Genomic DNA, 20,530 nt, shown 5'->3' with positions numbered 1-20,530 from the left:
CGGCTTTACATCTTCTTGGCGCGGACTTGCTGCACCAGATAGTCGAGTACCTGGATGGTACCCGGCAGGCTGTTGGTCGCAGCCGGACCGGTTTCATACTTGCCTTGCACGGCGAGCGTCGGCACACCGTCGATCTTGTAGTCATCCAGCAGCTTCTTGTCTTTCTGCAGCGCGCTTTGCGTCGAGAACGAGTTGTACGCGTCCATGTACTTCTTCGGATCGACGCCGTTCTTCGCGAGGAACTTGGTCTGGTCTTCCGGCGTCAGCAGGTAGTTCTTGTTGACGTGGATTTCGTTGAAAACCTTCGGCGTAAGTTGCGTGGCGAGGCCGAGTGCGTCGAGTGCGTGGTACATCTTCGAGTGCGGAATGAAGTCGTCGCGGAAGGCGACCGGCACGCGCTTGAACACGACGTCCGGACCTTGCTTCTTCACCCATGCTTCGAGGTACGGGTTGAATTCGTTGCAATGCGGGCAGCCGTACCAGAAGAATTCGGTCACTTCGATCTTGCCGGCCGGCACGTCCGTAGGCTGCGGCGTGGGCAGCACGGTGTAGTCCTTGCCGGAAACCGGCGCGGCCGGCGATGCATGCGCCGTGGCGGCAACCAGGCCCAGCGAGAGGAACAGAATGCTCAGCAGTTTTTTCATGTTGTGTTGACCCAAGTAGGCGGTAAAGCGGTGGCGCCACGCAAATGCCCGTCACCGTTTTCAATGTCGGCGTTAGACGCTCTAGTCGTCGTTATGCTTGTCGATTGTGCTTGTCTGTTGTGTTTGTGACCCGCGCCGCACGCCGATAGTTCGGTGGCGGCGCGTTCCGGCAAATCGCCGTTTGTGTGTTGTTTGCTTATTGTTTCGTAAAGCGGATCACGGCGGTATCCACGCCCGCGTCGGACAAACGCTGGCGGCTCGAATTCATGTCCTCGAACTTCGAGAACGGGCCGATACGCACGCGGTAATACGTCACGCCGCCCGCATCGCGCTGCGTGACCTTCGATTCGAAGCCCTGGAAGGCGAGACGCGCCCGCTGCTGCTCGGCGTCGGCCGAGGTCTTGTAGGCGCCCACTTGCAGGAAGTAGCCCGTGTTTGCGTCACCCGCTGTCGGCGCCGCGCTAGAACCCGGCTTGGCGTTGGCGGCCGTGGTGGGCGACGTGCCCTTCGGCGCGGAGCCTGCCGCGGTGGCGGCCGGTGCGCTGGCGCCTTGCGGCTTCTTCACCGGTGCGGTGGCCGTGCCGGTGCCGTTATCCTGCGCGGGCTTCGGTGCGACTGCCGTGCCGTTCGCATTGCCGCTCGACGGCGGCACTTCGACGATCTGCGGTTCTTCCAGCATGCCCGACTGCGTCTGCGCGGTGGTCTGGCCCGGTGCGGTGTTCGGCGGCGCCGGTTGCGCGGCTTGCGGCACCGGCTGGCCGGGCGTCTTGCCTTGCAGCGGACGGTTCGGATCGTATTGCTGCGCCTGGCTCGCGCCGGTGTCGGGCGCTGCGGGCGGCGCGACCTTGGAGACGAACGGCGTAGGCGCACGGGTGATATACAGCGCCACCACTACCGCGATCGCGAGACCGACGATCAGGCCCAGCACGATGCCGAGAAAAGTGCCCCCGGTTTGTTTCGATTGCGATTGCTTTGTTGTGCGGCGTGGTTTTGCCATCGTTTGAATCACCTGCAAAAAGAATCCTGGAACGGCCGTCGATTATAACGACGGCCGCATGCATGTTGCGCCGGAGGACTTACATCTTGACGGGAGCGGAGACGCCGATCGTCGCGAGACCGTTGGCCAGCACCTGACGCGTGGCCGCAAGCAGCGCGACGCGCGCATTGCGCTCGGCGGCGTCGTCGACCAGCACGCGTTCGGCTCTGTCATTGTAGAACGAGTGGAATTCCCCGGCGAGGTCGCGCAGATAGAACGCGACCGCGTGCGGCGCGAGTTCGTCGGCCGCGTGTTGCAGCATGTCCGGGAACTCGGCGAGCTTGTTCAGCAAGGCCATGGCGCGTTCGCTGGTGAGCGGCGACACGTCCACGGCGGCCAGCGTGCTTTCGTCCGTGCTGTAGCGCGCCTTGCATTCCGCGATGACCGAGCAGATCCGCGCATGCGCATACTGCACGTAGTGCACCGGATTTTCGTCGTTCTGTTTCAACGCCAGGTCGATGTCGAACACGAATTCCGTATCCGCCTTGCGCGAAATCAGGAAAAAGCGCACGGCGTCGCGGCCACGGCGAATCGTCTCTTCGTCGATCAGGTCGACGGCGGCTTCCGAGCCCGGCGTCGCGCCGCCCGACCATTCGATCAGGTCGCGCACGGTCACATAGCTGCCGGCGCGCTTGGAGATCTTCACCTCTTCGCCGTTGCGCATCACCGTGACCATCTTGTGCAGGATGTAGTCGGGATAGCCTTTCGGAATGCCGATGCCGAGACCTTGCAGGCCGGCGCGCACGCGCGCGATCGTGCCGTGGTGGTCCGAGCCCTGGACGTTGATGACCTTGGTGAAGCCACGCTCCCACTTGGCGACGTGGTAGGCGACGTCCGGCACGAAATACGTATAGGTGCCGTCGGTCTTGCGCATCACGCGGTCTTTGTCGTCGCCGTCGTCGGTGGTGCGCAGCCACAGCGCGCCTTCCTGTTCGTAGGTCTTGCCGGCGGCGATCAGCGCCTCGACGGTCTTCTCGACCCGGCCTTCCGTGTACAGCGACGACTCCAGGTAGTACTGGTCGAACTTCACGCCGAAGGCCTGCAAGTCCATGTCCTGTTCGCGGCGCAGGTAGGCGACCGCGAAGCGGCGGATCGCGTCGAGGTCTTCGACGTCGCCCGCGCCTGTGACGGGCTCGCCGTCGCTGGCGGCCACGGTGGCCCCGCTCAGATAGTCTTTCGCGATGTCGGCAATGTACTCGCCGTTGTACGCCGAGGCCGGCCAGCCTTCGTCGCCGGGCGCAATGCCGCGGGCACGCGCCTGCGTCGACACGGCCAGTGTGTGGATCTGCACGCCGGCGTCGTTGTAATAGAACTCGCGATGCACATCCCAGCCTTGCGAGGCCAGCACGTTCGAGAGCGCGTCGCCGAGCGCAGCCTGGCGGCCGTGGCCGACGTGCAGCGGGCCGGTGGGGTTGGCCGAGACGAACTCGATCAGCACATGCTTGCCGGCGTCGCGCTGCGAACGGCCGAAGGCGGTCTTTTCAGCGAACACGGCGGCGATCACCGCCTGCTTGGCGGCGGCCGCGAGGCGCAGGTTGATGAAGCCGGGGCCGGCCACTTCGGCGGCTTCCACGAGGCCCTTGGCTTGCGGCTGCGCGAGCAGCGCGTCGACGATCTGTTGCGCCAACTGGCGCGGATTGGCGCGCAGCGGCTTGGCGAGTTGCATTGCCACATTGCAGGCGACGTCGCCGTGGGCGGCGACCTTGGGACGCTCCAGCGTGATCGTGGGCGAGACGAAGGCGGCTTCGCTCGCGCCTTGGGTTGCGTCAGCAACCTGCTTCACCGTGTCGGCGAGCAGGGTTTCGAGGGTATGTTTATGTGCAGGCAGCATGCTTGTTGCGAGTCCAGTGAGGCAATCCGGTGATGCGGAAGAAGCGGCGGCCGCGCGCGAGGCGCAGCCGATTCGTCAGAAGCGTGGAAAGCGGCGGTGCACCGGCCGGGACGCGCCGGGGCGTCCACCGCGGCGTCATCAGGCACGTTGCGTGCAACGCGGTTAGCGCGTGCGCGGCGACAGGCCCAGATGCTTGCTGCGGCGGCCTGGTGCGGCAGCAGGCGGGATTGCGGCCAACCGGCCCAGCCACGCCACCTTCGCCATGCCGCGCGCGGCGCATTGCGGCGCGCTTTTCCGTCCAGACGGATTTTAGCAGGTGCTAATATGTTCAATGAGATGCCCACCAAGGGCCGTGGTCGCCGTGCCTCATCGGCGTGCCAACGTAACGCGCGCCGGCGGCGGATGTCGAGTCGCCCACGCGTCGATCCAACATAACGAAAAGGGAACAGTCATGCTGATTACTTTCAAATGCCGGGCCGCGCCGGACGTGATGATGCTGGAGAACCTCGCTCAGTACCTGGTTGGCATCGTCGGCAAGCGGCTGGGTGAGCGAGGTGTCATCACCCACGACGAACTGAGCGTCGCGATCACGAAACTCGAATCGGCGATCAGCGTCGACAAACAGGAACGTGCCGAGCACGACGGCCATTTCCACGAAGGTGAAGACGGCCACGACCATCATGAGATCCCGCCGGGACTCGCCCAGCGCGCGTATCCGTTCCTCGACATGCTGCGCGCCGCGCAGAAGGAAAACGCGGATATCGTCTGGGGTCTCTAATCCCGCTAGCGGTCCGCCGGCGGTGGCGTTCGCCGCCTCTCGCGGCGCAGGCCACGACGTGTCAATGAAAAGAGCCCACATCAGCGGGCTCTTTGTCTTTCACAGGGCTTTGCGGCCCCTTTGCCAAACCTGCTTACTGGCTGGCGGCGTCTGCCGGGGCAGCTGCCGGTGCCGACGCACCCTTCTTTGCTTTTTGCTTCTTGGGCTTCTTGACGTGCTTTTGCGTAGGCGGCGAATACGAACTGACCGAGCTGGAAGCGGCAGGGGCAGCAGGCTGGGCCAGCGCCACCGAGGCGCCTGCGGCGAGCGAAACAGCAGTCAATAACAGCGTCAGCTTCTTCATACGATTTTCTCCGTTGACGATTGCAATTTGATAAGCCGACGCGTTTTGGCCGCGTCTGGCGGGTTGATGCCGTTTCAGTCTACAAAGCCGAAAATTACACTGCCGCAAATATTCAGCCTAGCGTGCCCAATATAGTGGGTTTCCCGCCCCGCAAGGCTTACAGCAAAGGCGCCAAGGCTCGCTCAGCGTCTGTTTTCGACAACGACATGCGTTTTGCGTAGTCTTCCAGCTGGTCCTGGCCGATCTTGCCGACCGAGAAATAGGTGCTGTCCGGGTGCGCCAGATAGAAGCCGGAGACGCTGGCCGCCGGCAGCATGGCCAGCGATTCGGTGACGCTCATGCCGATTTCAGTGGCTTGCAGCACGTCGAACATGTCGCGTTTCACAAGGTGATCCGGGCAGGCCGGGTAGCCCGGCGCCGGGCGGATACCGTGGTACTTTTCCGCGATCAGGTCTTCGTTGGAGAGGGTTTCGGCGTTCGCATATCCCCACAGGTCGCGCCGCACGCGGGCGTGCAGTCCTTCAGCGAAGGCTTCCGCGAAGCGGTCGGCGAGCGCCTTGAGCATGATCGCGCTGTAGTCGTCGTGGTCTTTTTCGAACTGTTTTTCCTTCACGTCCACGCCCAGACCCGCCGTGACCGCGAACATGCCGATGTAGTCGGCCACGCCCGAATCCTTCGGCGCGATGAAGTCGGCCAGCGAGCGGTTCGGCCGCATCACGCCGTCCACCACCGGCCGCACGCTTTGCTGGCGCAGGTTGCGCCACGTCAGCGCCACTTCCGAGCGCGATTCGTCGGTGTAGATTTCGATGTCGTCGTCGTTCACCGTGTTGGCCGGCAGCAGCGCGATCACGCCGTTGGCCTGCAGCCAGCGGCCCTGGATCAGGCGCGCGAGCATCGACTTGCCGTCCGAGAACACGCGGCGGGCCGATTCGCCGACGATCTCGTCGTTCAGGATCGCCGGATACGGACCCGCCAGATCCCAGGTCTGGAAGAACGGCCCCCAGTCGATGTAGTTCGCCAGTTCGTTCAGATCGAAGTTCTTGAACACGCGACGGCCGATGAACTTCGGCTTGACCGGCTGGTAGCCGGCCCAATCGATCTTGGTCTTGTTCGCGCGGGCCTCGGCGAGCGTGACCATCGGCAGGGCTTTCTTGTTGGCGTGCTGATCGCGGATGCGGTCGTAGTCGGCCTTCAGCTCGTCGACGTATTTCGCCGCGCCTTCATCGGACAGCAGGCTCGAGGCCACGGAAACCGAGCGCGACGCGTCCGGCACGTAGACCACCGGGCCTTCGTAATGCGGTGCGATCTTCACGGCAGTGTGTACGCGCGAGGTGGTCGCGCCGCCGATCAGCAGCGGGATCTTCTTCACGCGGAAGTAGTCGTCGCGCTGCATTTCCGAAGCGACGTAGGCCATTTCTTCGAGGCTCGGCGTAATCAGGCCGGACAAGCCGATGATGTCCGCGCCCTCGACCTTCGCCTTGGCGAGAATGTCGTTGCACGACACCATCACGCCCATGTTGACCACTTCGAAGTTATTGCACTGAAGCACCACCGAAACGATGTTCTTGCCGATATCGTGCACGTCGCCCTTGACCGTGGCGATGACGATCTTGCCTTTCGCGCGCACGTCGGCGCCGGCTTCGGCCATCAGCTTCTTTTCTTCTTCGATGTACGGGATCAGATGCGCGACCGCCTGCTTCATCACGCGCGCCGACTTCACGACCTGCGGCAGAAACATCTTGCCCTGACCGAACAGGTCGCCGACGATATTCATGCCGTCCATCAGCGGGCCTTCGATCACGTTGATCGGCCGGCCGCCGGCTGCGGCGATCTTGGCGCGCACTTCCTCGGTATCTTCGACGATGAAGTTGGTGATGCCGTGCACCAATGCATGTGACAGACGCTTCTCGACGGGCTGATTGCGCCACTCGAGGTTCTCTTCCTTCTTCGCGGCGCCGGTCTTGAACTTGTCGGCGATTTCCAGCAGACGATCGGTGCCGTCTTCACGGCGGTTCAGCACGACGTCTTCAACACGCTCGCGCAACTCCGGATCGAGATCGGCATACACGCCGAGCTGACCCGCGTTGACGATGCCCATGTCCATCCCCGCCTGAATCGCGTGATAGAGGAACACGGTGTGAATCGCCTCGCGCACCGGATCGTTGCCGCGGAACGAGAACGACACGTTCGACACACCACCGCTGATTTTCGCGTACGGCAGGTTTTCCTTGATCCAGCGCGTGGCGTTGATGAAGTCGACGGCGTAGTTGTTGTGTTCTTCGATGCCGGTCGCAATCGCGAAAATGTTCGGATCGAAGATGATGTCTTCCGGCGGGAAGCCGACTTCGTTCACGAGGAAATCGTAGGAGCGCTTGCAGATCTGCGTCTTGCGTTCGAACGTATCGGCCTGGCCTTGTTCGTCGAAGGCCATCACGACCGCGGCTGCGCCGTAGCGGCGGATCAGGTTCGCGTGATGACGGAACGCTTCTTCACCTTCCTTCAGCGAGATCGAATTGACAATCGCCTTGCCTTGCACGCATTTCAGGCCGGCTTCGATCACGTCCCACTTCGACGAGTCGATCATGATCGGCACACGTGCAATGTCCGGCTCCGACGCGATCAGATTCATGAAGCGGACCATTGCCGCTTTCGAATCGAGCATTGCCTCGTCCATGTTGACGTCGATGATCTGCGCGCCGTTTTCGACCTGCTGCCGCGCGACCGCGATCGCGTCGTCGAACTGGTCGTTCAGGATCATTCGCGCGAACGCCTTCGAGCCGGTCACGTTGGTGCGCTCACCCACGTTGATGAAGAGCGTCCCGGACGTGACGTTGAACGGCTCGAGGCCGGAAAGGCGCATGGTGTGATCGGTCATGGCGTTAGCTCGTGTATTCGATGTTGGAACGTTGCGCGTGCATGGCGGGCAGCGCCGCAATGCGGTCGTACCACTGACGGAAATGCGGGCATTGCGCGCGAATTCTGTCGAGGCCAATGCGAGCGGCGGCAACCGGACCGTGGCGGACTTTGCGATAGCGCGGATGTAACTGTTCGAGCCGCTTCGACGGCGCAGTGTGCGGCGAATCGTTGATCCATTCAGGATCGTCGACCGCAGCACGTGCCGCGACGAGCGGCTCGCTTTGTTGCTGCCAGCCGGGTTCGACTTCGCATAGTTTCGAAACGTCCGAAAACAGCAGCGACTCGAACTCGTGGGGCTGTACGTGCGGGATGAAACGCTCCGGTCGGCATTGTGCGAAGGCGATGACATCCTCGTGCAGCAGATGTTCGATACGTGCGGCACGGGCGGCTGGCGCTTGGCCCTTGCTGCCAGTCACGCCGCGAAACGTCGTATCGAGACCGTACAGGTCGATCAAGGTCGTGACATAGGTATCGACGCGCTGGCGCAAGGTGTGGCCGATGAACTTGCGGACACGCTCAAGACTGAGCGCGCCACCGCGCTGTTCACGGGACGTGTTGATCAGCCGCGCGCTTGCGTAAATCCGGTTCGCGCTGAGTGCGGGCGCCAGCACGTCGCGGACGAACGTTTCCTCTGTCTGGCCTTCGCCGACCACGATCAACTCGACCATCACGCTGGCCTCCCGCCCAGGACATTCTGCTTCCAGAGGTCGCCCAGAGAGTAGTCGTCGAGCCAGTCGTGCAATTGCGTTGCATCGAGGCGGTGGAACGTCGACGCGTTGTCTTTGCGGTCCACTACGATCACATCCTCAGGTTCCATTCGGTTCAGCAGTTCCACCGATTGCGTCGAGACAATCAACTGCTTTTGTTCGGATGCGCGTTTAAGCAGGTCGGCAAGCAGGTTGATGGCGTAGGGGTGCAGGCCAAGCTCCGGCTCGTCGATCAGGATCGTTGCAGGCATCCGATCCCACGGCTGCAGCAGCAGCGTACTCAGGCAAATGAAGCGCAGCGTCCCGTCGGACAGCGCGTGAGCCGTAAACGGCGTGTCCGGGTCGCCGCGTTCGGTCCATTCGAGTTGGATCTTCGAGGCTGAATCGGAGCGAAACACGAAGTCGTCGAAGAACGGCGCAACGAGGCGGACTGTGTCGACGATCTGGCGGTAGCTGTCTGAATGCTCGATTTTGAGCATATGCAGATAAGCGGCGAGATTCGCGCCGTCTGCCTTGAGGCGCAACGTGTCGTTGAGCGCGTGAGGTTGCTTGACTTTGGCTTTTTCGCCGGTGTCGTGGAAATGATAGACGCGGGTGCCCTCAAGGACGGAGGTAAGGTCGACGTTATGAATCGGACTGTTCGTGTTGCTCAAGGCGGACTCAGGGCCGCCGCCCGAACTCCACCCTAGTTTGGGTAGACGGCTTTGGTCCGAGAATCCAACTTGCTCGCGCAAGATGACTAGCCGATTATCGTTCGTAGGGACCAGTTCAAACATGTAGCTATCGAGCTCGCCGAACGCCAGTTCGACATGAATCGCATCTGTTGCCTTTCGCGAAAAATGCATCAGCGCATCCGGCCCACCTTGCTGCTGCACATACAACTGCAGTCGACCTGCAAAAATCTCCGCGAGCATCCGAAACAGCCCGATAAAGTTCGACTTTCCCGCGCCATTGGCGCCAATCAACACGTTGAGATCACGCAACTCAAAGTCGCGCAACTCACGTATTGATTTGAAACCCTTAATCGTCAGTTTGGTGACGCCAGCCATCGATCGATTCCCGTTCAGGTGAGCGCCACGATCAAGCCGTTTCAGTATCGGTTTCCCGATAGTTTGCCCACACGCGGGGTTTCACGCCAGCCAACGTTTGAGCAATCGCCGCAATATGCTCCGGCGTCGTGCCGCAGCAGCCGCCGGCGATATTCACGAGGCCGGCCTGCGCGAACTCCTTCAGCAATCCCGACGTATCCGCCGGCAATTCGTCAAAGCCCGTATCGCTCATCGGGTTCGGCAAACCGGCGTTTGGATAGCACGACACATAGGTGTCGCACAGCTTCGCCAGTTCGGCGATGTACGGGCGCATCAGCGCCGCGCCCAGCGCGCAGTTCAAACCGAAGGTGAGCGGCTTGGCGTGACGCAGCGAGTTCCAGAAAGCCTCGACGGTTTGTCCCGAGAGAATCCGGCCCGATGCATCCGTGACGGTGCCCGAAATCATGATCGGCAGACGCTCGCCGGTGTCTTCGAACAGCTCGTCCAGCGCGAACAGCGCGGCCTTGGCATTGAGTGTGTCGAAAATCGTTTCGACGAGGAACAGGTCGCAGCCGCCGTCGAGCAAGGCCTTCGCCTGCTCGTAGTACGCCGCGCGCAGTTCGTCGAACGTCACGTTGCGCGCGCCCGGATCGTTCACGTCAGGGGAAATGCTGGCCGTCTTCGGCGTGGGTCCGATCGCACCGGCGACGAAACGCGGCTTGTCGGGCGTCGAGTACTTGTTGCAGGCAGCGCGCGCCAGCTTCGCCGATTCGAGATTCATCTCGATGGCGAGGTCTTCCATGCCGTAGTCGGCCTGCGCCACCATGGTCGCGCCGAACGTGTTGGTCTCGATGATGTCCGCGCCCGCCGCGAGATACTGCTCGTGAATCTCGCCGATGATCTGCGGCTGCGTGATCGACAGCAACTCGTTGTTGCCCTTGATGTCGCGCCCGTAGTCCTTGAAGCGCTCGCCGCGATAGCGGGCTTCGTCGAGCTTGTAGCGCTGGATCATCGTGCCCATTGCGCCGTCCAGAATCAGGATGCGCGACTTGAGCAGCGCGGGCAGCGCCGCGCCACGCGTGTAGGCGGCGTCGGGACGGACTGGCGAGGCGGATTGAGCAGGCTGGTTCATGGCGGACAAGGGCTTGCGCCGGCTTTTTCGGGAAACCTGTCATTGTAGCCGCAGTGGGGCGGTTCCGCCGGGCGCGGGCCCGGCAGGCGGATGCGCGTGCCACGGCAACGGTGGCCGGGGCTGTGGCCGCAGCGGAAACAAACAGAGGAAACGACAGGGGAAACAAAAGTCGAAGCGACGGGGGAAACGACAGAGGAAACAAAACGGCCCAGTCAGGTGAAAGCCTGCTGGGCCGCGTTACGTCTGCTGACCGACTTGTAAAGGCCGCCGGCTAAGCCGGTCGGCGCGGTCGATGGATGTCGCCAAACCGTTAAGTCAAACCCTTCGGTTAGTGAAGAATCACCGGTTGATGCATCAGGCTGTCGAACTGCCCGAGGAATTCGTCTACTTCATCCAGCGACGGCTCCTCTTCGATCAGTTTCTGCACATGCTCGCGGAAACGCGCTGCCATTGCACCATCAATGTAGATTTCGCGCTGCATGTTCTTGTCGACGATTTCGTAGCCGCCTGATTTCATGGCCAGCGGGCCTTCCTGCGGCGGAAACTCGACGACACAATAGTTGGGGCTGTTATAGATCATTTGCATGGCGACACTCCTTATTTCCGTTGGCTCTTGGCCATTCCTGCGCCATAGGTGGAGCTTGTGGTGTGGAATTCAAGGGGTGGGTCCGGATTGACGCTTGTGAAGTTCCGAACCTACCGGTTAGACCGGCTTTCCAAGAAACGTTTCAAGCAGTGCAGCAAAACGGTGAGATTGCTCGATGGGCGCAAGATGAGCGGCCTCGAGCAGTTCGAACTGCGCGCCTTGGATGGCGTCTGCTATTGCCTGCGTAGCAGCAGGTGGCGTGCCCGTGTCATGGCGGCCTCCCACGGCCAACGTTGGGCAACGTATTGTTCCCAGCTTACCGCGTAGATCGAAATCGCGCAGGGCTTCGCACGCCATGGCGTAGCCTTCTGGCAACGTATGGCTCAGCACCTCCCGGATCGGCTCGACTGCTTCCGGATGCGCGGCCTGAAAATCGGGCGTCAGCCAGCGGCTCAGTGTCGCGGGCACGAGCGATGCCAAACCTTCCGTGCGCGCCACCGCCGCGCGTTGGTCCCATATTGCGCGGCCTTCGGGCGGCGTGCCGCTCGTGGTGTCGGCAATCGTCAGCGTGTCGACGCGCGACGGGTGGTCCAGCGCGAATTGCTGCGCGATCATGCCGCCCATCGACATGCCGACAAGGTGCGTGGTGGGTGCGCCGACCGCGTCGAGCAGCGCGGCGAGATCGCGGGACAGATCGGCGACGCTGAACGGTTCGCTCGATACCGCGGTCTTGCCGTGGCCGCGCAGGTCATAGCGCAACACGGTGTAGTTGTCGCGGAAATAGCCGGCGAGCTGGTCCCAAACCGACAGATCGCCGCCGAGCTGGTGAATGAACGTCAACCATGGGCCGCCGCCCTCATTGCTCAGAACATAGCGCGTCTCGATACCGTTGATTTTCACTTGCATGCGGGCTCCTTGAAGGGGCGCAGTGGAAAGAGCCGTTTGCGCGCGCGTCTTCCGCCTTCACTATACCTATGGGGCGGTCGCGCGAACGGTGCAGCTCATTGTGCGAGTGTGTCCCGTCGCGGAAGTTTCAGCGATCTGTGCGAGACCCTACTCGGATTCAGGGTTTTTCGGGCGTGTTGCCGGGCACAGTCGAATCGACCGAGGGGGCGGTTGAGGGTGTATTGGGGGGTGACGGGTTTGCCGGATTGTCAGGCGATGCATTGCCAATGCTATTGGTGCCACCAGAGCCACTCGAGCCGTCAACGCCATTAGAACCCCTTGAGCCATTCGTACCGTCCACGCTGTCGGCCGGATCGCTACCGTCTGCATTGAGCTTGCCGCGCCACACCAGTTCGAATTGCGTGCCGTTCGGCTCGGTCTGCAGGATTCGCGCGGGCAGCCAGCCAAGCGATGGCGCGAGCCATACGTCGATGCGGCGCAAATCGCCGTCATGGCGAGGCAAGCGTTTGAAGTGTCGCGTCTCGAGGTAGCCCTGCGCGGTGCGGATGGTTTCGTCGCCGATTGTTTCGACGGGCCAGTTCTCGCCGCTGTCGTTATCAACCACGAAGAATTGCCGCGTCACGCCCGGCTTATAGGCGGCAGGGTCGCCGCGCACCAGGCTGGCAAGTTGCATCACCATGCTGAAACGGTCTTGCGCGCCGTCGGGCAGCGGCAGCGTGGCCGGAGTCCGCGTGAAGACGATCTTTTTGTCGCTGCGATTGAAGATCGCCACGTCTTCCGGACGACGGCCGCGCTTTTCGACATATTGATCCGGCGCGAGACCGAATGCGTCGATGCGGCCATGGCTCGAATACACGAACGTACCGACGAACGGCAGCGGCACGGAGACGACCATCTCGTAGCTCTGTGCATTGCTGGTCCAGTGGATGGTGCCGGGCTGGTTGCGCACGCCGTTGTAGAACGTGTCGTATTGCAGCTCCCCGGACGGCGGAACGGAGAATTTCACGCCCGTTGAAGCCTGAGGCGCGCTCGCAGCGGTGGGAGCACTGGCCGTGCCGGCGGCGGTTGCGCCCGCATTGGCATTGGCATCGGGGTGACTCGCTGCAGCCGATGCACTCGCCGTGGCATCCGATGCGGCCACGACCGCGGGTGCCTGCTTTGCCGGTTGCGTCGCCGTCAGCACGTGTTCGCGCGGCTTGCTCGCGACGGCCTTATGCGCTGCAGCGGGTGCTGCAGCCTGCTGCGCGTCGGCGGCGGGTTTGCGCTCGATACGCTCGGGCTTCAGCAGCGCAACCTGCACCGGAACATGCGCGTTGTCTGATGGATTCAGCGTCGCGCGGTTGCGCTCGACCCATTGCGCCGCAATCCAGTGCAGGATGACCACCGCCAGAAGAACCGCAAGCCATCGCCCCACCCGCAAACCGGCGCGCGGCCCGACGGGCGGCGTTCGATCAGCGCGGCGTGTGGCGGAAGGTGAGGACATGGATTCGAACGTGCGGGCGGTAACGGGATAGGCGTCGCGTCAACGTGGCGTCGCACTATACCCGAGCTCATACGAAAGCTTTTGCGCACATTCACGCAGCGCCGTATCGATCTCGCCGCCCCAACGGATATCGAACGCACCTTCGTGACCGAGCGCGACCAGGCCCAGCGCAAGATCGCCCGTCGAGTCGAAGACCGGCATGCAGAACGCGTGAATGGTCGGCAGCAACATGCCTTCCACACGCGCTGCTTCGTGCTGCCGCACGTCCGCCAGCACCCGCTCGACCTCATCCCGCGTACGCGGCCCGCCCATGTGCGACGCGCGGCGCGAATCGGCCAGTTCGCGCTCCAGCATCGCGGCGGTCTTGCTCGACGGCAGATAGGCGGCAAACAGCAGGCCGGTGGCGGAACTGAGCAGCGGCATCACGTCGCCGAGCTTGAGCGATGCCTTGGCCGGATGACTCGATTCCATCCAGTGGACCATCGTCGGCCCCTGGTTGCCCCACACCGCGATGCCCACCGTCAGATCGAGCCGGTCGCGCAGTTCGGCGAGCGCAATGCGCGCGAGCTTCACGCCGTCGACGCGGGCAAGCCGCGCGAGCCCCAATTGCAACGCGAAGCCGCCCAGTTCGTAGCGGCCCGACAGCGGATCCTGCGCCACCACGCCGAGGCGCAGAAAACTCACCAGATAGCGGTGCGCTTTCGCCGGACTCATGCCGGCACGCTGCGCCAGGTCGCGCAGCATCATCGCGCGTGGCTCGTGGGTCAACACTTCGAGCAATCTGAAGCCGACTTCGATCGACTGAATGCCGGAGCGCAGCTTTTCCTCGCCGGTTTCGACGCTTTCGTCGTCGGATTCGGGCACTTCGGTCATTTCGAGCGGTTCAGCGGAGTCGGTACGGATCGCGCCGGAGCGGGCAATTGGAGGCATGAGCGAGGCGCTTCAAGCGCGTTTTAAAGAAAGTGATAGCGGCGGGTCAGGGTAGACCCCATCGCCGTCCGGCCATGTGGCGCAAACTGCCGCCGCGCAACGGCGCTTGGGTCGAGCCGATTCACCATCGTAGAATAGATTCCCTCTATCGTCACTAACGGTTCACTCCCCTATGAAACTTGCCACGCTGAAGGACGGCACGCGCGACGGTCAACTGATCGTTGTGTCCCGCGACCTGCACACCGCGGCCGTCGCCGACGCGATCGCGCCTACCATGCAGCGCGTGCTCGACGACTGGGCCTTCTACGCGCCGCAACTGCAAGACCTGTACGACGCGCTCAATCAGGGCCGCGCGCGCAACACCTTCCCGTTCGACGCCAAGGAATGCATGGCGCCGCTGCCGCGCGCGTTCCAATGGGCCGACGGGTCGTCGTACGTGAACCATGTTGAACTGGTGCGCCGCGCGCGTGGCGCGGAAATGCCGCCGGAATTCTGGACCGATCCGCTGATGTATCAGGGCGGCAGCGACGACTTTATCGGCCCGAAAGACGATGTGCTGTGCGCATCCGAGGAATTCGGCATCGACTTCGAAGCGGAAGTCGCGGTGATCACCACAGACGTGCCGATGGGCGCCACGCCCGACCAGGCGCTCAGGAGCGTCCGTCTGGTGACTTTGGTCAACGACGTCTCGCTGCGCAATCTGATCCCCGCCGAACTCGCGAAGGGCTTCGGTTTTTTCCAGAGCAAGCCGGCCACGTCGTTCGCCCCGGTCGCCGTGACGCCCGATGAACTCGGCGAGAGCTGGCGCGAAGGGCGCCTGCACCGGCCGATGATCGTCCACTGGAACAACAAGAAGGTCGGCCAGCCGGACGCCGGCACCGACATGGTGTTCCACTTCGGCCAACTGATTTCGCACGCGGCGAAAACGCGCAACCTGCGCGCCGGCGCGCTTGTTGGCTCAGGTACGGTGTCGAACAAGGACGCGAAGCGCGGCTATTGCTGTATCGCTGAAAAACGCTGTCTCGAGACCATCGAGCACGGCGCGCCGCAAACCGAGTTCATGAAGTTCGGCGATACCGTGAGGATCGAGATGTTCGACGAAGCGGGCAAGTCGATTTTCGGTTCGATCGATCAGGGCATCGCACCGCTGGATTGAGGCGCCAGGTTGAAGCGCCGGCTTTGTGCGGCACGCGGCATCGGGGGCGCGTGTGCGGGCGCTTCTAAGCCTACGAAAGGGTTTCGCCCGATGCCACAGCCACGGCACGCCGCTACACTGACTGGCGCGGCGGCGGCCTCGGGATAACGGCTGTGCGTCGATCGCGAAGTCAACGCAAAACCGAAGTCAACGCAAAATCAGCGCGAAGCAGCATGTGAGCAGGGCACAAGCAACACATAAGCAACACACAAGCAGCACATCGGCAATACATCAAAACGAAAAACCGAGGTGAGGAGACAGCATGCCACGATTTAAAGCCACCGAACGAAGAACCACGGGCACTCGCACAGCGAGCGTATGCGCAACACCATCGCGGCGCGGACTTGCCCGTCTTGCCGCCGCGCTGTGTGCCGCGCTACCCGCCTTCGCCCTTGCGCAGGTGAAGATCGGCCTCGTGTTGTCGCTGACCGGGCCGGCCGCGTCGCTCGGCATTCCCGCGCGCGATACCGCCACGCTGCTGCCCAAACAGATCGGTGGCCAGAGCGTCGAATACATCGTGCTCGACGACGCGTCTGACACCACGCAGGCCGTGCAGGACACCAAGAAGCTGATTTCCGAGAATCACGTCGACGCAATCATCGGCTCGTCGATCACGCCGAATTCGCTCGCCATGATCGATGTGGTTGCCGATGGCGAAACCCCCATGATCTCGCTGGCCTCGTCGGCGAAAATCATCGAACCGGTGGATGCGAAGCGCCACTGGGTATTCAAGACCCCGCAGACGGACGCGATGATGGCCTCGGCGATCGCCGAGCACGCCAGTGGGCACGGCGTCAAAACGATCGCGTTCATCGGCCAGGCCGATGCGCTCGGCGAAACCTTCTACGCCGAAGTCGCGAAGTTCGCGCAATTGCATCACATCAACATGGTGGCGAGCGAGCGCTTCAATCGCACGGATCCGAGCGTGACCGGCCAGATTCTGAAGATTCTCGCGACCCATCCGGATGCCGTGGTGGTCGGCGCGGCCGGCACGCCCGCCGCGCTGCCGCCGAAGACGCTCAGGGAACGCGGCTACAAAGGGCTGATCTATCACAATCACGGGGTCGGCAATAACGACTTCCTGCGGGTGTGCGGCGCCGATTGCAACGGCACGTTCCTGCCGGCGAGCCCGGTGCTGGTCGCTGCGCAATTGCCGGCTGACCATCCGGCCAAACGTCTCGCGCTCGACTACATCGCGCGCTTCGAAGCCTTGCGCGGGCCGGGCAGCGTGTCGGCGTTCGGCTCGTACACGTGGGACGCCGGCATGCTGCTCAGCAACGCGGTGCCGATCGCGCTTAAGGCGGCCGCGCCCGGCACGCCGGAATTTCGCCGGGCGTTGCGCGATGCGCTGGAAGCGACACGGGGTCTCGCGGACACCAACGGCGTGGTCAACATGAGCGCTGCGGATCACCTCGGACTCGATCAACGGGCGCGCGTGATGGTCGAAATCCAGAATGCGAAGTGGGTTTATCAGCCGCATTGAGTTGTGCGAGGTTCGCGCTGACACGGCGCGAACCAGCCGAATGGGCGGAATATGCGCCTAAGGCGATGGTTTCAACAGCTACACCGATAGACGGATTGCTCATCATGTCTCAGGCACCACACAGTAACGACGCGTTTTATGCGCACTACCAGTCGCTGCAATTGCACCGCCATCCGCATGGCGTGCTCGAAGTCGTGATGAGCGGCGAGGGCGCGAACAGAAGCGGGCTGGCCACCGCTAACGCACGAATGCACTTCGAACTCGCCGAAATCTGGCGCGACATCGATCGGGATCCCGAAACGCGTGTCGCGATCATTCGTGGCGAGGGCAAGGGCTTTTCGGCCGGTGGCGATCTGCAACTGGTCGAAGACATGGCGACCGATTTCGACGTCCGCGCCCGCGTGTGGCGCGAGGCGCGTGATCTGGTCTACAACGTGATCAATTGCAGCAAGCCGATCGTCTCGGCGATGCACGGTCCGGCGGTCGGCGCGGGGCTCGTGGCCGGGCTGCTCGCCGATATCTCGATTGCGACGAAGTCGGCGCGCATTATCGACGGTCATACGCGTTTGGGCGTGGCCGCCGGCGATCACGCGGCCATCGTCTGGCCGCTCCTGTGCGGCATGGCGAAGGCGAAGTATTACCTGCTGCTGTGCGAGCCGGTGAGCGGCGAGGAGGCGGAACGGATTGGCCTCGTGTCACTCGCCGTCGACGAAAACGATCTGCGGCCCAAAGCATTCGAAGTCGCACAGAAGCTGGCCAACGGATCGCAAACGGCAATTCGTTGGACCAAGTACGCGCTGAACAACTGGCTGCGTTCGGCGGGGCCGGCGTTCGATACGTCGCTGGCACTGGAATTCATGGGTTTCGCCGGGCCGGATGTGCGCGAAGGCGTGAACTCGCTGCGCGAGCGGCGCGCGCCGGATTTTGGCGGCGCGGACCCGTGGAGCGGGCAGCCGAAGCACACACGGCAGACGCCTGGCGGCGGCACGTCGGGTGATGGGCATTCCTGAAACTGCGGCCCGGCTTGTATCGCGCAAAGCCCCGCCAACCGGTACCGTGAGGCGCAGCGTGAGCGGGGCAAACCACAGCCCAAACTAAGCGCGGTTCGCAGCGCCACGCGCGGTATGATCGAATTAGACTAGACGCGCGCGGGACGGCGCTATTCCTTCCCTTTATGCAGCGAGGCGACAAGCATGACCGCTACACCTGGCACCACGCCGCCCTTTCCGGGCTTTCCCGGTTTTCCGCCCGCCGAAGTGCTCGAACAGATGTGGGGCATGATGCGTCTCTCGCCGTTTGGCTCGGCGTTTTCAGGCGCGCAGCCCGGCAGCAGCCTTGGGCCGTCACTGTCGATGATGTCCGACATGATGGCGCCACTGACCAACGTCGAAGAACTCGATAAGCGCATCACCGACATGCGCGCGGTCGAGCAGTGGCTCAAGCTGAATCTGAACATGCTGCAGTCCGCCATTCAGGCGCTCGAAGTGCAGCGCGCCACGCTCGCTACGTTGCGTGCGTTCGGTGCGTTCGCGCAGTCGTCGATGGCGCAGCCGGCTGCCGCGCCGAGTCCTTCGCCGACCGGCTGGCCGCATCCGGAGGCTTCTTCGGGTTCGACTAGTGCAAGCCCATCGGCCGCACCTGAGCCGGCAACTGAAGAAGGCGAGGCCGCCGGGACACCTCCGTTCGACGCCTCGGCCTGGTGGAATCTGCTGCAATCGCAGTTCAATCAGATCGCCCAGTTTGCGATGACGCAGGCAGCCACGGCAGCCGCCACAGCGGATGGGTCGGCAACGGACTCGCCAGAAGAAGGCGCGACGAGTGCTTCGGCATCGGCAGGCAATGCGGATGACGCGCCCGAGGGGAGCGTCGCGGACGCCGGGACCGCAGCCAAACGGCCGGCGGCGAAACGGGCAGCGACGTCGACTTCGACGTCCGCGAAGCGCGCAGGCAGTGCGAGCGCCGCTCCGCGAGCGACGAAAAAATCTGTCTAGCGGCAAGAACGAAGCGGGCTACGCGTGATCCACGCAACGACAGCGCAAAGTCCGACCGGCCGGTGGTGCAACCGAAGTAAATTCACCGCCTGTCATGGGTTTGACCCCGATCGTCGGCCACACTCCGCGAATCGGGGCATTTATTGAGAGAAGTCAATTAGCCGCCGGAATTGCGTCTGCCAGGGCACGGGAACCGTAAAGTCAGCGTGCTATCATTGTGTAAGCTTCATTTGGCTTTTGGGCGTGCGCTGAAAACAACCAATCCAGCCTCGCCTGCTTCACTCGCCGCCGGTACCACCGGCGCAGGGCTGGACGGTGCGGATTCATCGCAGACTGGCTCGACCTCAGGCATAGGGTATCCCTCACCCACGGTTGGCCGCGCAGCGCGTAACTTCTGGTTAACGGCGCCGCGCAAACGCCGGACTTCTTTGCTGCCCGGTGCATCTAGGCAGCCGATTACCGCGTAAAATTGAATGCTTGGCCGATAAACGGCGCACAAAACAGTGCGTTTCGTTCGTCTTCAGCAAAAGTGCTACACGTAGTAGTGACAGACACAGACAGTATGCGCAGAACAGGGGTGGGACTATGAACACCATGCTTTATCCGGAACTTTATAAATCGCTCGAATCCGTTCGATGGGACATGGAGAAAGACATTCCCTGGGACAAGTTCGATGCATCGCTATTGACCGACGAGCAGGCCGCGACGATCAAGATGAATGCGATCACCGAATGGTCGGCGTTGCCCGCCACGGAAATGTTCCTCCGTGACAACCATCACGACAGCGATTTTTCCGCATTCATGAGCGTGTGGTTCTTCGAAGAACAGAAGCATTCGCTGGTGCTGATGGAATATCTGCGCCGCTTCAAGCCGGAAATGTGCCCGACCGAAGAAGAGCTGCACGCCGTGCGCTTCGAATTCGATCCGGCGCCGCCGCTCGAAACGCTGATGCTGCACTTCTGCGGCGAAATCCGCCTGAATCACTGGTATCGCCGTGCTGCCGAATGGCACACCGAGCCGGTCATCAAGGCCATCTACGAAACCATTTCGCGCGACGAAGCGCGTCATGGCGGCGCGTATCTGCGCTACATGAAAAAAGCAATGGTGCAAACCGGCGACATCGCGCGTGCTGCGTTCGCCAAGATCGGCGTCCTGATGGCCTCGGCGCGCCGCACGGAAAAGCCGCTGCATCCGACCAACCTTCACGTGAACCAGGCGCTGTTCCCGCGCGACACGATTCAATCGCGTTTGCCGGATCCGGAATGGCTCGAACGCTGGCTCGACGAACAGATCCGTTTTGACGACGGCTGGGAAAAGAAGGTGGTGGAGCGGATTCTGCACAACCTGTCCATTCTGTTCGAGCGCACCTTCAACACGGCGCAGGAATTGAACCGCTATCGCAAGGAAGTCGTCGCACGCTTGCAGGCCGATCAGAAATCGGCTGAACAGCCGGCTTGATGGGTTCAGGTTTGCGGTTGTAACGTTTCAGGAACGGCCCGGCAGGCGTGAGCTTGCCGGGCCGTTTTGCTTCATGCCGCCCG

General features: G+C 62.6%; 18 protein-coding genes. 6 read left to right on the top strand and 12 right to left on the bottom strand.

Translation table 11 applies throughout. The features are described from left to right. Window positions 1-5: 5 nt before the first annotated feature. From PQQ95_RS21545 to argS, 3 genes are all read right to left on the bottom strand, one after another. Window positions 6-644 (bottom strand): thiol:disulfide interchange protein DsbA/DsbL, encoded by a 639-nt coding sequence (locus PQQ95_RS21545; protein WP_408440386.1) that lies wholly within the window; start codon window positions 642-644, stop codon window positions 6-8. A gap of 196 nt (window positions 645-840) precedes the next feature. Then, window positions 841-1,659 carry an SPOR domain-containing protein gene (locus PQQ95_RS21540; RefSeq protein WP_408440383.1) on the bottom strand — a complete coding sequence of 273 codons (819 nt, stop codon included), beginning with the start codon at window positions 1,657-1,659 and terminating at the stop codon, window positions 841-843. A gap of 61 nt (window positions 1,660-1,720) precedes the next feature. Then, on the bottom strand, window positions 1,721-3,511 hold the full coding sequence (gene argS / locus PQQ95_RS21535; protein ID WP_408440380.1) for an arginine--tRNA ligase: 1,791 nt from the start codon (window positions 3,509-3,511) through the stop codon (window positions 1,721-1,723). A 451-nt stretch (window positions 3,512-3,962) separates the two neighbouring features. Here argS and PQQ95_RS21530 point away from each other — a divergent pair, with 451 nt between their 5' ends. Next, window positions 3,963-4,289, top strand: coding sequence for a DUF1840 domain-containing protein (locus PQQ95_RS21530; RefSeq protein ID WP_408440377.1), 327 nt, complete (start codon window positions 3,963-3,965; stop codon window positions 4,287-4,289). Window positions 4,290-4,422: 133 nt separating this feature from the next. On the opposite strand, the gene PQQ95_RS21525 is transcribed toward PQQ95_RS21530, so the two are convergent. The 9 genes from PQQ95_RS21525 to PQQ95_RS21485 form a co-directional block, all read right to left on the bottom strand. Continuing rightward, window positions 4,423-4,632 carry an acid-shock protein gene (locus PQQ95_RS21525; RefSeq protein ID WP_408440375.1) on the bottom strand — a complete coding sequence of 70 codons (210 nt, stop codon included), beginning with the start codon at window positions 4,630-4,632 and terminating at the stop codon, window positions 4,423-4,425. A gap of 157 nt (window positions 4,633-4,789) precedes the next feature. Next, window positions 4,790-7,507, bottom strand: a complete 2,718-nt coding sequence (gene metH / locus PQQ95_RS21520) for a methionine synthase (RefSeq protein ID WP_408440372.1) — start codon at window positions 7,505-7,507, stop codon at window positions 4,790-4,792. A gap of 4 nt (window positions 7,508-7,511) precedes the next feature. After that, window positions 7,512-8,216, bottom strand: a complete 705-nt coding sequence (locus PQQ95_RS21515) for a DUF4276 family protein (protein WP_408440369.1) — start codon at window positions 8,214-8,216, stop codon at window positions 7,512-7,514. Beyond that, the gene (locus PQQ95_RS21510) at window positions 8,216-9,304 is read right to left on the bottom strand and encodes an AAA family ATPase (protein WP_408440366.1); all 1,089 of its coding nucleotides are present in this window, start codon (window positions 9,302-9,304) and stop codon (window positions 8,216-8,218) included. The genes PQQ95_RS21515 and PQQ95_RS21510 overlap by 1 nt, the downstream gene beginning before the upstream one ends. A gap of 31 nt (window positions 9,305-9,335) precedes the next feature. Next, entirely contained in the window at window positions 9,336-10,415 is a 1,080-nt protein-coding gene (locus PQQ95_RS21505; protein WP_408440560.1) for a homocysteine S-methyltransferase family protein, read from the bottom strand. 328 nt (window positions 10,416-10,743) lie between these two features. Further along, window positions 10,744-11,001 carry a BTH_I0359 family protein gene (locus tag PQQ95_RS21500; protein WP_007179533.1) on the bottom strand — a complete coding sequence of 86 codons (258 nt, stop codon included), beginning with the start codon at window positions 10,999-11,001 and terminating at the stop codon, window positions 10,744-10,746. A 117-nt stretch (window positions 11,002-11,118) separates the two neighbouring features. Next, a complete protein-coding gene (locus PQQ95_RS21495) occupies window positions 11,119-11,907 on the bottom strand; it encodes an alpha/beta fold hydrolase (RefSeq protein ID WP_408440363.1) in 789 nt (262 codons plus the stop codon). A gap of 157 nt (window positions 11,908-12,064) precedes the next feature. Next, entirely contained in the window at window positions 12,065-13,390 is a 1,326-nt protein-coding gene (locus tag PQQ95_RS21490) for a DUF3108 domain-containing protein (protein WP_408440360.1), read from the bottom strand. Window positions 13,391-13,429: 39 nt separating this feature from the next. Then, window positions 13,430-14,320: an IclR family transcriptional regulator gene (locus PQQ95_RS21485; RefSeq protein WP_408440357.1), complete on the bottom strand. Its 891-nt coding sequence runs from the start codon at window positions 14,318-14,320 to the stop codon at window positions 13,430-13,432. 172 nt (window positions 14,321-14,492) lie between these two features. Between PQQ95_RS21485 and PQQ95_RS21480 the strand changes: the two genes are divergently transcribed. From PQQ95_RS21480 to PQQ95_RS21460, 5 genes are all read left to right on the top strand, one after another. Further along, window positions 14,493-15,476: a fumarylacetoacetate hydrolase family protein gene (locus tag PQQ95_RS21480; protein WP_408440354.1), complete on the top strand. Its 984-nt coding sequence runs from the start codon at window positions 14,493-14,495 to the stop codon at window positions 15,474-15,476. Window positions 15,477-15,777: 301 nt separating this feature from the next. Then, window positions 15,778-16,998, top strand: coding sequence for an ABC transporter substrate-binding protein (locus tag PQQ95_RS21475; RefSeq protein WP_408440352.1), 1,221 nt, complete (start codon window positions 15,778-15,780; stop codon window positions 16,996-16,998). A 104-nt stretch (window positions 16,999-17,102) separates the two neighbouring features. After that, complete coding sequence (locus PQQ95_RS21470; RefSeq protein ID WP_408440349.1) at window positions 17,103-18,008, top strand: enoyl-CoA hydratase/isomerase family protein; 906 nt, start codon at window positions 17,103-17,105, stop codon at window positions 18,006-18,008. 183 nt (window positions 18,009-18,191) lie between these two features. Beyond that, window positions 18,192-18,989 carry a PhaM family polyhydroxyalkanoate granule multifunctional regulatory protein gene (locus PQQ95_RS21465; RefSeq protein WP_408440348.1) on the top strand — a complete coding sequence of 266 codons (798 nt, stop codon included), beginning with the start codon at window positions 18,192-18,194 and terminating at the stop codon, window positions 18,987-18,989. Window positions 18,990-19,574: 585 nt separating this feature from the next. Further along, entirely contained in the window at window positions 19,575-20,447 is an 873-nt protein-coding gene (locus PQQ95_RS21460; RefSeq protein ID WP_028198988.1) for a ferritin family protein, read from the top strand. Window positions 20,448-20,530: the final 83 nt, after the last annotated feature.

It is taken from the genome of Paraburkholderia caffeinilytica (genome assembly GCF_046030355.1).
GTDB lineage: Bacteria > Pseudomonadota > Gammaproteobacteria > Burkholderiales > Burkholderiaceae > Paraburkholderia > Paraburkholderia caffeinilytica_B.
This window is presented reverse-complemented; position numbering and strand designations above follow the sequence as displayed.

What these genes read in the sequence shown, in the direction of transcription:
- PQQ95_RS21545 (WP_408440386.1), bottom strand. Translation starts at nt 644, where the DNA reads ATGAAAAAACTGCTGAGCATTCTGTTCCTCTCGCTGGGCCTGGTTGCC.
- argS (WP_408440380.1), bottom strand. Translation starts at nt 3,511, where the DNA reads ATGCTGCCTGCACATAAACATACCCTCGAAACCCTGCTCGCCGACACG.
- PQQ95_RS21530 (WP_408440377.1), top strand. Translation starts at nt 3,963, where the DNA reads ATGCTGATTACTTTCAAATGCCGGGCCGCGCCGGACGTGATGATGCTG.
- PQQ95_RS21525 (WP_408440375.1), bottom strand. Translation starts at nt 4,632, where the DNA reads ATGAAGAAGCTGACGCTGTTATTGACTGCTGTTTCGCTCGCCGCAGGC.
- metH (WP_408440372.1), bottom strand. Translation starts at nt 7,507, where the DNA reads ATGACCGATCACACCATGCGCCTTTCCGGCCTCGAGCCGTTCAACGTC.
- PQQ95_RS21515 (WP_408440369.1), bottom strand. Translation starts at nt 8,216, where the DNA reads ATGGTCGAGTTGATCGTGGTCGGCGAAGGCCAGACAGAGGAAACGTTC.
- PQQ95_RS21510 (WP_408440366.1), bottom strand. Translation starts at nt 9,304, where the DNA reads ATGGCTGGCGTCACCAAACTGACGATTAAGGGTTTCAAATCAATACGT.
- PQQ95_RS21505 (WP_408440560.1), bottom strand. Translation starts at nt 10,415, where the DNA reads ATGAACCAGCCTGCTCAATCCGCCTCGCCAGTCCGTCCCGACGCCGCC.
- PQQ95_RS21500 (WP_007179533.1), bottom strand. Translation starts at nt 11,001, where the DNA reads ATGCAAATGATCTATAACAGCCCCAACTATTGTGTCGTCGAGTTTCCG.
- PQQ95_RS21495 (WP_408440363.1), bottom strand. Translation starts at nt 11,907, where the DNA reads ATGCAAGTGAAAATCAACGGTATCGAGACGCGCTATGTTCTGAGCAAT.
- PQQ95_RS21490 (WP_408440360.1), bottom strand. Translation starts at nt 13,390, where the DNA reads ATGTCCTCACCTTCCGCCACACGCCGCGCTGATCGAACGCCGCCCGTC.
- PQQ95_RS21485 (WP_408440357.1), bottom strand. Translation starts at nt 14,320, where the DNA reads ATGCCTCCAATTGCCCGCTCCGGCGCGATCCGTACCGACTCCGCTGAA.
- PQQ95_RS21480 (WP_408440354.1), top strand. Translation starts at nt 14,493, where the DNA reads ATGAAACTTGCCACGCTGAAGGACGGCACGCGCGACGGTCAACTGATC.
- PQQ95_RS21475 (WP_408440352.1), top strand. Translation starts at nt 15,778, where the DNA reads ATGCCACGATTTAAAGCCACCGAACGAAGAACCACGGGCACTCGCACA.
- PQQ95_RS21470 (WP_408440349.1), top strand. Translation starts at nt 17,103, where the DNA reads ATGTCTCAGGCACCACACAGTAACGACGCGTTTTATGCGCACTACCAG.
- PQQ95_RS21465 (WP_408440348.1), top strand. Translation starts at nt 18,192, where the DNA reads ATGACCGCTACACCTGGCACCACGCCGCCCTTTCCGGGCTTTCCCGGT.
- PQQ95_RS21460 (WP_028198988.1), top strand. Translation starts at nt 19,575, where the DNA reads ATGAACACCATGCTTTATCCGGAACTTTATAAATCGCTCGAATCCGTT.